This window comes from Blastococcus sp. SYSU D00813 (genome assembly GCF_054050735.1).
In genome coordinates this window covers 1-13467 of the sequence record NZ_JBJGZX010000023.1, presented here as the reverse complement: position 1 = coordinate 13467, position 13467 = coordinate 1, and the positions used below count along the sequence as shown (strand labels likewise).

Below are 13467 nucleotides of genomic sequence, written 5' to 3'. Positions count from 1 at the left end.
AGAGCGGCCGCCGTCAGCCGCGGCGCGCCACCACCGGCAGGTACACCGCCAGCGCCATGAGCACCATGGCCAGCGGAACGTGGAGGACGACGGCGACCGACTCGTTGCCGGCGAGGCCGAGCAGGTACTCGACTCCGAGGAGGACGAGCAGCGCGACGCTGCCGACGACGGCGGGCCGGTTGTGCCGCAGCCACACCAGCGCGGCGACCACGGCCAGCAGGGCCAGGACGATCGTGGCCTCGGCGGCGTGCTGGTGCACCGAGACCCACGTCTCCCGGTCGCCGTCCCGGCGCAGGAACAGCCCGGCCCACAGCCCCTGGAGCAGGACACCCAGCGAGGTCAGCCCCACCAGCGCGCTGAAGGCGGGGTGCGGGCGGGTGCGCGGGGCGGCGGGCTGCGGGGTGCTCATGGCTCCTCGTCCGGTCGGGGTCGGGCGCCGCCAGTCTGGCCCAGCGGGCCCCACGCCCGCGTGCGAGGGTCGCGGACGTGAACGGAGCACAGGCACTGGTCCGGACCCTGGTCGCCGCGGGGGTGGACGTCTGCTTCGCCAACCCCGGCACCTCGGAGATGCACTTCGTCGCCGCGCTGGACGACGTGCCGGAGATGCGCGGCGTCCTGACCCTGTTCGAGGGGGTCGCCACCGGCGCCGCCGACGGGTACGCGCGGATGGCCGGCCGGCCCGCCGCCACCCTGCTGCACCTGGGCCCCGGGCTGGGCAACGGGCTGGCGAACCTGCACAACGCCCGCCGCGGGGGAGCGCCGCTGGTCAACGTCGTCGGCGACCACGCGCGCTCGCACAAGCGGCTCGACGCGCCGCTGGAGTCCGACGTCGACGCGATCGCCGGCAGCGTCTCCGGCTGGGTGCGCCGGTCGCTGTCACCGGCCGACGTGGCCGCCGACGCCGTCGAGGCGGTGGCCGCGGCCGCGCGCGGGCAGGTGGCCACGCTGGTGCTGCCGGCCGACGTCTCGTGGTCCGAGGGCGCCGAGCCCGTCGACCCGCCCGCGCCGCGGTACGCACCCGTGCCGACGACGTACCGGCTGGGGACCGTCGCCGCCGCGCTGCGCTCCGGCGCGCCCGTGGTGCTCTTCGTCGGCGGGGACGTCGTCGCGTCGGAGGCCGGGCTGCGGGCCGCCGCGCAGGTCGCGGCCGGCACCGGCGCGCGGCTGATGAGCGAGACCTTCCCCGCCCGGGCGGTCCGCGGCGCCGGGCTGCCCGACCTGCCGCGGCTGCCCTACCCGCCGGAGATGGCCATGGCCTCGCTCGCCGGCACCGCCCACCTCGTGGTCGCCGGTGCCCGGCCGCCGGTGCACTTCTTCGCCTACCCCGACACCCCGGGCACCCCGGTGCCGGAGGACTGCACGGTGCACGTGCTGTCGGAGCCGGGGGAGGACGGCGTCGCGGCGCTGCGGGAGCTGGCCGACCTGGTGGCCGAGGAGGTGCAGCCGGAGCTGCTGGAGGCCTCGCGCCCGGAGCTGCCGACCGGGGAGCTGACCCCGCGGACCATGGCCGCGGTCGTCGGGGCGCTGCTGCCCGAGCGGGCGATCGTGGTGGACGAGGCGCTGACCTCCGGCGTGGGCCTGGCCGAGCTGACCTCCGGCGCGCCCCGGCACGACTGGCTGGCGCTCACCGGCGGCGCGATCGGCGACGGGCTGCCGATGGCCGTCGGGGCGGCGGTGGCCGCCCCGGACCGGCCGGTGCTCGCGATCCAGGCCGACGGCAGCGCGATGTACACGATCTCGGCGCTGTGGACGATGGCCCGCGAGCAGCTCGACGTCACCGTGCTGGTCTGCGACAACGGCTCCTACGCGATCCTCGAGCACGAGCTCTCCCGGGTCGGCGCCTCCGGCGGCGGGGAGCGCGCCGGCAAGCTGCTCGACCTCGGCGGGCCCGGCCTGGACTTCGTCGCGCTGGCGCAGGGCATGGGCGTGCCGGGCACGCGGGCGACGACCGCGGAGGAGCTGGCCGACCAGCTGCGCTCCGCGCTGGCCGAGCCGGGGCCGCACCTGGTGGACGCCGTCCTGCGCTGACCGGGCGCCTCACCCCTCCGGGGGAGAGCTGGTTTCGGCTCATCCAGTTCCGGATGCCGCCGGCCGATCCCCCAGCTGACAGTGTCGTCGACGGCTGGAGGCTGGGGTGCGCCGGGATCTGCGGGCCTGCACAGCGGGGATCTGCGTGGCTGGGGTCGCGCTCCTCGCCGTCCACCTGGCCGTGCACGGCAGCGTCGGAGGGATGCTCCTGTACTACGCGGTGGAGCTCGCCGCCGTCGTCCTGGCCTGGTGGGGCAGTGGGCGTCAGCCGGAGTCCGCGCGCCCGGCCGTGCGCCTGGTCGCGCTGGGCCTGACCCTGTACTTCCTGGGCGACGTCAGCTGGCAGGTGCAGACCGAGCTCGGCACCGGTGCCGACGTCGCGCCGTCCGACGCCTGGTACCTCGGCAGCTACGTCGCGCTCGGCGTCGGCCTGTGGCGGCTGGCGGGCGGCCGGGACCGCGCGCGGGACGGGGCGGTCGCGGGCTGGATCGACACGCTCGTGGTGTTCGTCGCCGGCCTGGCGCTGGTGTGGCAGCTGTCCCTGGCCTCGATCGTCTCCGACGCCGAGCTGCCGGTGGGGACGCGGCTGGTGTGGTCGCTCTACCCCGCCCTCGACGCGGCGCTGCTGGGGCTGGTCATGCGGCTGCTGGTCCGGCGGGCCCGGGGCGAGCTGGCGGGTCTGCTGGTCGCCGCGGGCGTCGGGGCGTGGCTGGTGTGCGACGTCGGCTACCTGCTCGGCGCCGACGCGGCACTCGCGAACTCGTGGCTGGACACCGGGTGGATGCTCGGCTCGGTCCTGCTCGGCCTCGCGACGCTGCCGCGGGAGCACCGGCGGCCCCTCCCCGAGGAGTCCCTCGTCGACGTGCGCAGCGGGCTCAGCCGGCTCGCGGTCTCCCTCGGCGCCCTCCTGGTGCCCGCCGTCATGGAGTTCGTGCTCGACGTCAGCGACGCCCAGGAGACCCCCGGTCTGCTCCTGGCCACCACGCTCACCCTGACCACGCTGGTCTTCGTGCGCGCCTCGCTGCTGGTGCGCGGGGAGGCCGCCGCCCGGGCGCGGGTGCAGTCGCAGCAGCGGTACAGCGCCGCGCTGGCCGCCCACAGCTCGGACGCCGTCGTGGTCGTCAGCCGGGACGGTCAGCTCCTCAGCGACCCCTCCACCCTGCCGGCGGGCTTCAGCCTCGACGCGGGGCAGGCGGTCGAGGCGGGCGACATGGTCCGCCTCCTCGGGGCCGACCCGAACGAGGCGCACGTGGTCTTCCGCCGCGCGCTGCACGCCGCCGGTGACGTCGTCGACGCGGAGCTGGCCTGCGAGCGCGCCGGCCGGGCGTACTGGATCGGCGTCCGTCTGGTCGACCTGACCGACGACCCGGACGTCGGCGGCGTCGTCGTGCACGTCACCGACATCACCGACCGCAAGCGGGCCGAGGAGGCCCTGGCCCACCAGGCGTTCCACGACGCGCTGACCGGGCTGGCCAACCGCGCCCTGTTCACCGACCGCGTGGAGCAGGCGCTGCGCCGCGGCGCCCGCGGGCACGGGCAGCCCGGCCTGGTCTTCATCGACCTCGACGGGTTCAAGGGCGTCAACGACACCCTCGGCCACCCGGCCGGCGACGCGCTGCTGCGCGAGGTCGCCGCGCGGCTGCGCTCGGTCGTCCGCGTGGACGACACCGTGGCGCGGCTCGGCGGCGACGAGTTCGCCGTCCTCGTGGAGCAGTGCGGCAGCGGTCACGACGAGGCCGCGGCGACGGCGGAGCGGGTGCTCGCCGCGCTCGCCGCCCCCGTGGTCCTGGACGGGCAGAGCGTGACGGTCTCCGGGAGCGTCGGCATCGCCGTCGGCGGCCCCGGGGCCACGGGCGACTCCCTGCTGGGCGACGCCGACATCGCGATGTACGCGGCCAAGCTCGCCGGCCGCGGCCGCTCGGTGGTCTTCGACCCCGCCATGCGGGAGTCGGCAGTGGCGGCCCGCGAGCTGGAACAGGAGCTGCACGGCGCGCTGGCCGCGGGCGAGTTCCGGATGGTCTACCAGCCGGTCCTCGACCTGGCCGACGGCTCCGTGAGCGGGTTCGAGGCGCTGCTGCGGTGGGACTCGCCGACGCTGGGCCCCGTCCCGCCATCCCGGTTCGTGCCGGTCGCCGAGGCCTCCGGGCTGATCGAGGAGATCGGCGCCTGGGCGCTGCGCGAGGCGTGCACCGCCGCGGCGGCGTGGCGGGCCGAGCACGACCGCGACCTGACGATGGCGGTCAACGTGTCGGCGGTGCAGCTGACCTCGCCGCACCTGGTCGGCCACATCGCCGAGGCGCTGGCGGTCAGCGGCTTGTCGCCGTCGGCCCTCGTGCTCGAGGTGACCGAGACGGCGCTGGTCAGCGACCCGCAGCGGGCCAGCGAGTGCCTGGCGGCGCTGCGCGGGCTCGGCGTCCGGCTGGCGCTGGACGACTTCGGCACCGGCTACTCGTCGCTGGCGCACCTGCGGCAGTTCACCGTGGACGTGCTCAAGATCGACCAGTCGTTCGTGGCGACGATCGGGGAGGACGGCGTCCTGCCGCCGATCGTCCGGGCGATGATCGAGCTCGGCCGCACGCTGGGCCTGGAGATCGTGGCCGAGGGCGTGGAGACCGAGGTGCAGCACCGGCTGCTCGTCGACGGCCGCTGCGACCTGGCGCAGGGCTACCTGTTCGCCCGGCCGCTGGAGCCCGCCGACGCGTCGCTGCTGTTGCTCAGCAGCTCCTCCGCGCGCGCCGAGGCCTGACCGCCGGCCGGGCTCATCCCCGGCCCCAGCCCGGCGGCAGCGGCGGGATGATCACCTCGCGGGTCATGTCGGCCGGGTCGGGCTGCCGCGTCTGCGGCGCCTGCTGCGTCGGCTGCTCCTCACCGGCCTGCTCCTGCTGAGGGCGCTCCTGCGGGACGGGCGGCAAGGGCGTCGGCCCGCTGGTCACCGCACCCCAGGACAGCGAGGCCGCCGGCGGGGGTGCGGGCTGCGGGCCACCGGTCGACCACTGGACCTGCTGGGGCTGCGGCTGCGGCTGCGGCTGCGGAGCGGCGTACGGCTCGGCACCAGGCTGCTGCGGTGCCTGCTGGGGCGCGTACTGCTGGGGCGCGTACTGCTCGGGCACGTACTGCTGGGGCGCGTGCTGTGCCGACGCGTACTGCTGGGTCGCGTGCTCCGGTGCGTGCTGCTCGCCGGGCTGCTGCCCGGCCGGCCGGTCGGCGCCCGCGGGGCGGCTCGCACGCACCCGGCGGACCACGTAGAGCACCAGCAGGGCGACGCCGACGAGCGCGAGGCCGCGGCCGATCCAGATCATGTCCCCGGTGGCGTTCTCCTCCTGGCCGACGAGGGCGAGCAGGCCGTGCCAGATCGTCTCCAGCCCCCGGCCCCTGCTGCTGGAGGAGGTCGTGTCGTAGTCCCAGGCGGCGACCGTGGCGCCGGCGACCACCGCCAGGAACGCGAGGAAGCCGATCAGCTTGGTCAGGCTCTTGCCGGTCACCGGGTCTCCCGTCGGGCTGTGCGGAGCGCTCACGCTAGCCGCGGTCGCTCCCCGGCGGTCCCGTTCGCGGCGCGGAGGACACGAGTCCGTGGTGCCAGGCCATCGCCACCAGCTGTGCGCGGTCGCGGGCCGCGAGCTTGGTCAGCACGCGGCCCACGTGGGTGCGCGCGGTCGCCGGGCTCATGTGCAGCTCCCGCCCGATCTCCTCGTTCGACAGGCCCCGGCCGACGGCCGCCAGCACCTCCCGCTCCCGATCGGTGAGGTGCCGCAGCGACATCCGGTCGGGGGCCGGCGGGGCGTGCAGCGCCGCGGCGAGCACGCTGCGGGTCACCCCGGGGTCGAGCACGGCCTCGCCGGCCGCCGCAGCCCGCACCGCGCGGCGCAGCGCGTCGGGCTCGGCGTCCTTGAGGAGGAAGCCGCTGGCGCCGGCACGCAGCGCCCCGAACACCAGCTCGTCGTCGTCGAAGGTGGTGAGGGCGAGGACGGCGGTGGCGCCCAGCGCCGGGTCGGCGACGATCCGGCGGGTCGCCTCGATGCCGTCGAGCACCGGCATCCGCAGGTCCATGAGGACGACGTCGGCCGGGGCCGCGCGCAGCCGGTCCAGGGCCGCCCGGCCGTCGCCGGCCTCACCGGTGACCCGCAGGTCGTCGGCGCGCTCGAGGACCGCGCGGATGCCGGCCCGCACGAGCGGCTGGTCGTCGACGACGAGGACGCCGATCACGCCGGTGCCCGCACCCGGCCGGTGGGCACGGGCAGCAGGACGCTCACGGCGAACCCGCCACCGGGCCGGTCCCCGGCGAGCAGCCGGCCGCCGAGGAGCGCGACCCGCTCCCGCATGCCCGCGAGGCCGTGCCCGCCGCCGTCGCCGTCCTCGCCGCCGGGGGCCCCGGAGCCGCGCCCGTCGTCGGTCACCGTGACGGTCAGGACCTCGGGGTCGTGGGTCACGGTGACGGTCACCGTGGTGGCCTGCGCGTGCCGCAGCACGTTGGTCAGCGCCTCCTGCACCACGCGGTGGGCGGTGGCCTCGACGGCGGCCGGCAGGGGGCGGGGGTCGCCGTCCTCGACCAGCCGGACGTCCACCCCGGCCGCCGCCGTGGCGGCCAGCAGGTCGGGGACGTCGGCCAGGCCGCGGGTGTGGGCGGCTCCCTCGGGGGTGCCCGTGCGCAGGAGCCCGACGGTGTCGCGCAGGTCGGCGAGGACGTCGCGGCTGACCGCGCGGATGGTCTCGACGGCGCGGCGGGCGGCGGCCGGGTCGTCGTCGTCCAGCGCCTCCGCGGCGACCGCCGCGTGCAGGGTCACCACCGCGACGGCGTGGCCGAGGGAGTCGTGGACGTCGCGGGCGATGCGCAGGCGCTCCTCCTCGACGCGGCGGCGGGCCTCGGCCTCCCGCTCCTCGTCCGCCCTGCGCAGCCGGTCGGCCATCTCCGCCTGCCAGCCGCGCCGCGACCGGACCGCGTCGCCGAGGGCAAGGACGGCGGCCATGAGCGCGAGCGACAGGGCGCCGTCGTAGGCGATCAGGCCGGCCGTCTCGTTTTGCCCGTCGCTGAGCAGCCGGAACGTGCTCGACAGCGCCAGGCCGGTGCCGGCGGTCACCGCGCCCAGCCGGAGCCGCCCGGAGAGGGCGACGACGAACAGCGCCGGCGCCAGTGGCAGCGCCAGGCCGACCGCGGAGTAGCCGGTCGAGTAGAAGCCGTAGAGCAGGGCGATGCTGAGGAACAGCGCGGGCACCGGCGCGCGCCGGGCGACCAGCATGGGCAGGCCCACCACGGCGACGAGGACGAAACCCAGGGCGTCGGTGGGCCGGGCCTCGGGCTCCAGGTGACCGGCGAGCGCGGCCCACGCCGGCAGCACGGATGCGAGCACCAGCACGACGTCGACGCGTCCGGGGCGCCAGCTCATGCGGGGAGGCTAGGGCGTCGGCGCGCTCCCCGGCGTCCGCGCGGCGACGTACTGCACCGGTCGGTGCGTACGTCGAGGTGCGTAGTGGGATCGATCGGCACAGCGGATCCCCCGGCTGCAGGCCCTCGGCAGCGTGGGCACGGTCGCCGTCCCCCCTGTCTGGAGTGCGCCGTGCTCGCGTCCCTCGCCCGGTCCTGTGCCCGTGCCCGCCGGCTCGTCGTCGGCGCCTGGCTGGCCGCCGTGGTCCTGCTGTCGGTCCTCGCCGGCGCCTTCGCCGGACCCACCAGCGACGACTTCTCGCTGCCGGACTCCGAGAGCCGGCGTGCCTCCGACCTGCTGGCCGAGGCCGGGTTCGGCGCGCGCTCGGGCACGCAGGTGCAGGTGGTCCTCTCCTCCGCCGAGGGCGTGGACCGTCCCGAGGTGCGCGCCGCCGTCGGCGACCTCGCCGGGGCGATCGCGGCCGACCTGCCCGAGGCGCAGGTGACCAGCCCGTTCGACCCGGGCGGCGAGCGGCAGGTCGCGCCGGGAGGCGACGTCGCCTACCTGCAGGTCGACCTGCCGCAGGTGGACCAGGCCGAGGTCGCCGACGCCGCCGAGGTGCTGCACGCGCTGGGTGGCGACGTCGACGTGCCCGGCCTGGAGGTCGTGGTCGGTGCGGTCGGCGGAGGCGAGGCCGAGGGCGGGGGCGGGCCGCCGGCCGAGGTGATCGGCGTCCTCGCCGCCGCGGTGGTCCTGCTGGTCGCGTTCGGCTCGCTGGTGGCGGTGCTGCTGCCGCTGGTCATCGGCGTGCTGGGCGCGCTGTGCGGCGTCGCGGCGATCGAGCTGGCCGCGCACGTGATCGACGTGCCGAGCTTCGCCGGCGCCGCGGCCGGGATGATCGCGATCGGCGTCGGCATCGACTACGCGCTGCTGGTGGTGACCCGGTTCCGGGAGTCGCTGCGCGCCGGGACGCCGGTGGTCGAGGCCGTCGCGCTCGCCCAGCACACCGCGGGCCGGTCGGTGCTGTTCGCCGGCACCACGGTGGTCATCGCCTCGCTGGGCCTGGTGCTCATGGGCATGGAGCTGATCACCGGGGTGGCCGTCGGCATCGCCGCCTCGGTGCTGGTGACGATGCTCGGCGCGGTCACCCTGCTGCCGGCGCTCCTGGGGATCGTGGGTCCGCGGCTGCAGCGCTCGCGGGCGCGCCGGGGGAGCGACGGCTCGGGGGTGGGGGCGCAGCGGTGGGCGCGGACGGTGCAGCGCCGTCCCGTCGTCTGGGTGACCGCCGCGCTCGGCGTGCTGCTCGTGCTCGCCGTCCCGGTGCTGGACCTGCGGCTGGGCTTCAGCGACGCCGGCACGGCGCCGGAGGGGAGCTCGGCGCGCGAGGCGTACGATCTGGTGGCCGAGGGGTTCGGCCCCGGGGTGAACGGCCCGTTCGTGGTGGCGGTCCGCGCGGACGACGCCGGGGCCGTGGCTGCCGGTGTGGCCGACGCGGTCGCGGCCGACCCGGGCGTCGCCTCCGTGAGCCCGCCGACGGTGGCGGACGACGGCCGCACCGCCGTCCTCCAGGTCGTGCCGGCCTCGGCGCCGCGCGACGAGGCGACCACCGACCTGGTGCACCGGTTGCGCGACGACGTCGTGCCGGCTGCGGTGTCCGGGGCGGACGCCGAGGTGGCGATCGGCGGCGCGCAGCCGGCGGCGGTCGACTTCGCCGACTACACGGCCTCGCGACTGCCGCTGTTCCTCGGCGTGGTGCTGCTGCTGTCGTTCCTGCTGCTGACCGTGGTGTTCCGCGGCCTGCTGGTCGCGCTCAAGGCGGTGGTGGTGAACGTGCTGTCGATCGGGGCGGCGTTCGGCGCGCTCGTCGCGGTGTTCCAGTGGGGCTGGGCGACCGACCTGCTGGGCATCGAGGGCGTCGGGCCGGTCGAGGCGTGGGTGCCGATGATGCTGATCGCGATCGTGTTCGGCCTGTCGATGGACTACGAGGTGTTCCTGCTCTCGCGGATCCGGGAGGAGTACGACCGGACCGGCGACAACGCCTCGGCGGTGGCGACCGGCCTGGCCCGGACGGCGCGGGTGATCACGGCCGCGGCGGCGATCATGGTGTGCGTCTTCGGCAGCTTCGTGCTCGGCTCGGAGCGGGAGCTGCAGCTGTTCGGCTTCGGGCTGGCGGCGGCCGTGCTGATCGACGCGACGGTGGTCCGGCTCGTGCTGGTGCCCGCGACGATGGAGCTGCTCGGCCGGGCCAACTGGTGGCTGCCCCGGCGCCTGGACCGGGCGCTGCCGCACCTGACCGTGGAGGGCCCGGTGCCCGCCGGGCCGCCGGCCCGCGAGCCGGCCGCGGTCAGCTGACCGGCCCGCGACCTGCTGCGGTCAGTACGGGTAGCCGGAGCTCTCGGCCTCGGACAGGGCGATGCCGAGCCAGATCCCGCCGATGACCGCCCCGATGACCGTCAGCCAGAACCACCACACGACGTACAGGCGCATCGACCGCAGGTAGAACTCGGTGCGCTGGGCGCTCAGCGCCTGGGCGGCGGCGTGCCGGGCCATGAAGCGCCGGAAGGCGGTCTCGTCGAGCACGTCGCCGTCGAGGGGACGCAGGGCGACGTCCACCGGCGGGCCGCCGTACGTGCTGAGCGACGGGGTGGCGTCCGCCTGCGTGGGGGCGGTGGCGGCGGGGCCGGGCAGCGAGGTCACGCGCAGGACGGTAGACGGATCCGTTCCGCATGTCCTCCCTCGTCGGGAGGAGAGCGTGTGCGCCGGCGCGGCGTTCCGGGGTCGGTCCTGCGGCCTGCGCGCACACGCTCGGCCCCCGTGCGGGTGTCACCCGGTCCGGTGGTCGTCGCTGCGCGTGAGCGTGAGCTGTCCACAGCTCCGCCCAGCTCACCCCCGCGGGACCGGCTCGCCTGCCTACAGTCCCGGCGTTCCGGAACGGGGAGTGCTCGACGGGGGTCCGTGTGCCGACTGCGACCAGCGCGCTGGAGGTCGTCGACGGCGAGGTGCGTGAGCTCATCCGCCGCCGCGGGTTGGACCCGCTGGTCGACCCGGTGCCGGTGCGGTCGCTCGTGCGCGACGTCGTCGCCGACTACTCCGAGCGGTCGCTCACCTCGGCGCTGCCCCCGATCGGCGACCCCGAGTCCGTCGTCCGCGACGTCCTGGACCGTGTGGCCGGCTTCGGTCCGCTGCAGCGCTACCTCGACGACCCCGAGGTGGAGGAGATCTGGGTCAACGAGCCGGGCCGGGTGTTCGTCGCTCGGCGCGGCCGCAGCGAGCTGACCACGACGATCCTGGGCGCCGGCGAGCTCGGCGACCTGGTCGAGCGGATGCTGCGCACGTCGGGCCGGCGGCTGGACATGTCCACGCCGTTCGTCGACGCGATGCTCCCCGACGGTTCCCGGCTGCACGTCGTCATCCCGGACATCACGCGCCGGCACATGGCCGTGAACATCCGCAAGTTCGTCCTGCAGGCGCACTCGCTCGACGAGCTGGTCGCCCTCGGCACGCTGACCGCCCACGCCGCCCGGTTCCTCGAGGCCGCGGTCGCCGTCGGGCTCAACGTGCTGGTCAGCGGCGGGACCCAGGCCGGGAAGACCACCCTCCTGAACTGCCTCACGGCGGCCATCCCCGCGCGCGAGCGCGTGGTGACCTGCGAGGAGGTCTCCGAGCTGCGCGTCCCGCTGCCCGACGTCGTCGCGATGCAGACCCGCCAGCCGAACCTCGAGGGCGCGGGGGAGATCCCGCTGCGCCGGCTGGTCAAGGAGGCGCTGCGCATGCGGCCCTCGCGGATCGTGGTCGGCGAGGTGCGGCAGGAGGAGTGCCTGGACCTGCTGATCGCGCTGAACTCCGGGTTGCCGGGCATGTGCACGCTGCACGCCAACGGCGCCCGCGAGGCGATCGTGAAGATGTGCACCCTGCCGCTGCTGGCGGGCCAGAACATCGGCAGCGGCTTCGTCGTCCCCACCGTCGCCGCCAGCGTGGACCTGGTCGTGCACGTGGGCACCGACCCGTCGGGGCAGCGGCGGGTGCGCGAGGTCGTCGCGGTTCCGGGCCGGACCGAGGACGGGGTCGTGGAGCTGGCCGACGTCTTCACCTCCCGGGACGGGCGGCTCGTGCGGGCCGGGGGCCACCCGCCGCACGCCGACCGCTTCGCCGCCGCCGGCATCGACCTCGCCGCCCTGCTCGACGACACCCGGCGGTGGGACCGGTGACGGGGGCGCTGCTGGGGCTCCTGCTCGGCGTCGGCCTGCTGCTGGTCTGGCGCAGCGGCCCGCGCGCGCCGCAGCGCCGGTCCACGCCGCGGCGTCCCGGGCGCCGGCAGCAGCAGCTCGCCGCCGCCGGGCTCACGGGCATCAACGCCGCTCAGCTGCTGGCGCTGCAGATCGGCCTCGGGCTCCTGGTGCTGGTCGTCGTCCTGCTGACCACCGGCACGGTCACGGTCAGCCTGGCGTTCGCCGTCTTCGGGTTCGCGCTGCCGGCGGTGCAGGTCCGCCGGTTGGCGGTGCGCCGGCGCGCCGACCTGCGCGAGGTGTGGCCGGAGGTGGTCGACAACCTCGCCTCCGCCGTCCGCGCCGGGCTCTCCCTGCCCGAGGCGCTGGGCGCCCTGGCGGTCCGCGGCCCGGAGGTGGTGCGCCCGCCGTTCGCGCGGTTCGCCGCCGAGTACCGCAGCAGCGGGCGGTTCGGCGACTGCCTGGACCGGCTCAAGACCGACCTCGCCGACCCGGTCGGCGACCGCATCGTCGAGACCCTGCGCGTCGCGCGCGAGGTGGGTGGCAGCGACCTCGGGCGGGTGCTGCGGACCCTGGCCACGTTCCTGCGCGAGGACGCCCGGGCCCGGGCGGAGCTGGAGACCCGGCAGGGCTGGGTGGTGCAGGCCGCCCGTCTGGCGGTCGCGGCGCCGTGGGTGGTGCTCCTCCTGCTGGCCACCCAGTCGACGACGCTGGCGGCCTACGACTCGGCGGCCGGCACCGTCCTGCTGGTCGGCGGCGGCGCGGTGTGCCTGCTGGCCTACCGGCTGATGCTGCGGATCGGGCGGCTGCCCCAGGACGTCCGGGTGCTGCAGTGAGCGGGCCCGTCCTCGGGATGGTCCTCGGGCTGCTCACGGCGACCGGCCTGCTGCTCGTGGTCACGTACGCGCCCCCGTTCCGCTCGGTCCGGCTGGTCGACCGGCTCGCGCCCTACCTCCACGACAGCCCGCCGCCGTCCCGGCTGCTGGGCACGGTCACCGAGCCCGGCCTCCTCTCCGCCGCCCGCCGGGTGTTCGGGCCCGTGGTCACCGACGGCGCCCGAGTGCTCGACCGGGTGCTCGGCGGGCGCGCCGCCGTCCGGCGCCGGCTGGACGCGCTCGGGTCCGACACCACGGTCGAGGACTTCCGCGTCGAGCAGGTCGTGTGGGGCGGCCTCGGCCTCCTCGGGGCGGCGGCGGTCGCGGTGCTGGGCACGCTGGCCTCCGGCGAGCTCAACGTGCTCTCGGTGGTGCTGCTGTGCGTGGCCGGCCTGGTCGGCGGGCTGCTCGGCCGCGATTGGTGGCTGACCCGGCAGGTCCACCGGCGCGAGGAGCTGCTGCTGGCCGAGTTCCCGGTCGTCGCCGAGCTCCTGGCGCTCGCAGTGACGGCGGGAGAGGGGCCGGCCGCGGCGATCGACCGCGTCTCGCGGCTGTCGGGCGGCGAGCTGGCCCGCGAGCTCGGTGGCGCGCTCGCCCGGGCCCGCGCCGGGGTGCCGCTCACCGAGGCCCTGCAGCAGCTGGCCGACCGCACGTCCCTGGACCCGCTCGCCCGGTTCGTCGACGGCCTCCTCGTGGCGATCGAGCGCGGCACGCCGCTGGCCGAGGTGCTCCGCGCGCAGGCGGCCGACGTCCGCGAGGCGGGCAAGCGCCGGCTGCTCGAGGCCGGCGGCCGCAAGGAGATCGCGATGATGGTCCCGGTCGTGTTCCTCGTGCTGCCGGTGACCGTTCTCTTCGACGCCGTACCGAAAGGACTAGCACTCGCCCGCTGCTGACCACCACCGAGGAGTTCTTGTGATCCACTGCCGCCACAACCAACTCGGGGGGATCACGTGACGGACCAGCAGCCTTCGACTCCAG

The 13467-nt window shown here is 76.2% G+C and carries 11 protein-coding genes; 6 read left to right on the top strand and 5 right to left on the bottom strand.

Annotation, left to right across the window (positions count from 1 at the left end):
* Positions 1–13: 13 nt before the first annotated feature.
* Complete coding sequence (locus tag ACI8AX_RS15700) at positions 14–409, bottom strand: hypothetical protein (RefSeq protein ID WP_456550770.1); 396 nt, start codon at positions 407–409, stop codon at positions 14–16.
* 77 nt (positions 410–486) lie between these two features.
* On the opposite strand from ACI8AX_RS15700, the gene ACI8AX_RS15695 reads away from it, so the two are divergent.
* Both ACI8AX_RS15695 and ACI8AX_RS15690 read left to right on the top strand, forming a co-directional pair.
* The gene (locus ACI8AX_RS15695; RefSeq protein WP_456550769.1) at positions 487–2028 is read left to right on the top strand and encodes an acetolactate synthase large subunit; all 1542 of its coding nucleotides are present in this window, start codon (positions 487–489) and stop codon (positions 2026–2028) included.
* A gap of 145 nt (positions 2029–2173) precedes the next feature.
* Positions 2174–4774, top strand: coding sequence for an EAL domain-containing protein (locus ACI8AX_RS15690; protein ID WP_456550768.1), 2601 nt, complete (start codon positions 2174–2176; stop codon positions 4772–4774).
* Between the two features lie 13 nt (positions 4775–4787).
* Here the strand turns inward: ACI8AX_RS15690 and ACI8AX_RS15685 are convergent, their stop codons facing one another.
* The 3 genes from ACI8AX_RS15685 to ACI8AX_RS15675 are packed head-to-tail and all read right to left on the bottom strand — an operon-like array spanning position 4788 to position 7409.
* Positions 4788–5510, bottom strand: a complete 723-nt coding sequence (locus ACI8AX_RS15685) for a hypothetical protein (protein WP_456550767.1) — start codon at positions 5508–5510, stop codon at positions 4788–4790.
* 34 nt (positions 5511–5544) lie between these two features.
* Complete coding sequence (locus ACI8AX_RS15680; RefSeq protein ID WP_456550766.1) at positions 5545–6231, bottom strand: response regulator transcription factor; 687 nt, start codon at positions 6229–6231, stop codon at positions 5545–5547.
* Positions 6228–7409: a sensor histidine kinase gene (locus tag ACI8AX_RS15675; protein ID WP_456550765.1), complete on the bottom strand. Its 1182-nt coding sequence runs from the start codon at positions 7407–7409 to the stop codon at positions 6228–6230. Before ACI8AX_RS15675 ends, ACI8AX_RS15680 begins: the two co-directional genes overlap by 4 nt.
* Positions 7410–7580: 171 nt before the next feature.
* Between ACI8AX_RS15675 and ACI8AX_RS15670 the strand changes: the two genes are divergently transcribed.
* Positions 7581–9740 (top strand): MMPL family transporter, encoded by a 2160-nt coding sequence (locus ACI8AX_RS15670; RefSeq protein ID WP_456550764.1) that lies wholly within the window; start codon positions 7581–7583, stop codon positions 9738–9740.
* Between the two features lie 21 nt (positions 9741–9761).
* Here the strand turns inward: ACI8AX_RS15670 and ACI8AX_RS15665 are convergent, their stop codons facing one another.
* On the bottom strand, positions 9762–10085 hold the full coding sequence (locus ACI8AX_RS15665; RefSeq protein WP_456550763.1) for a hypothetical protein: 324 nt from the start codon (positions 10083–10085) through the stop codon (positions 9762–9764).
* A gap of 260 nt (positions 10086–10345) precedes the next feature.
* On the opposite strand from ACI8AX_RS15665, the gene ACI8AX_RS15660 reads away from it, so the two are divergent.
* The 3 genes from ACI8AX_RS15660 to ACI8AX_RS15650 are packed head-to-tail and all read left to right on the top strand — an operon-like array spanning position 10346 to position 13382.
* Positions 10346–11596 (top strand): CpaF family protein, encoded by a 1251-nt coding sequence (locus ACI8AX_RS15660; RefSeq protein ID WP_456550762.1) that lies wholly within the window; start codon positions 10346–10348, stop codon positions 11594–11596.
* Positions 11593–12450 carry a type II secretion system F family protein gene (locus tag ACI8AX_RS15655; protein ID WP_456550761.1) on the top strand — a complete coding sequence of 286 codons (858 nt, stop codon included), beginning with the start codon at positions 11593–11595 and terminating at the stop codon, positions 12448–12450. The genes ACI8AX_RS15660 and ACI8AX_RS15655 overlap by 4 nt, the downstream gene beginning before the upstream one ends.
* Positions 12447–13382 carry a type II secretion system F family protein gene (locus tag ACI8AX_RS15650; RefSeq protein WP_456550760.1) on the top strand — a complete coding sequence of 312 codons (936 nt, stop codon included), beginning with the start codon at positions 12447–12449 and terminating at the stop codon, positions 13380–13382. Before ACI8AX_RS15655 ends, ACI8AX_RS15650 begins: the two co-directional genes overlap by 4 nt.
* Positions 13383–13467: the final 85 nt, after the last annotated feature.

Coding starts and splice junctions, on each gene's coding strand:
- ACI8AX_RS15700 (WP_456550770.1), bottom strand. CDS start 409: ATGAGCACCCCGCAGCCCGCCGCCCCGCGCACCCGCCCGCACCCCGCC.
- ACI8AX_RS15675 (WP_456550765.1), bottom strand. CDS start 7,409: ATGAGCTGGCGCCCCGGACGCGTCGACGTCGTGCTGGTGCTCGCATCC.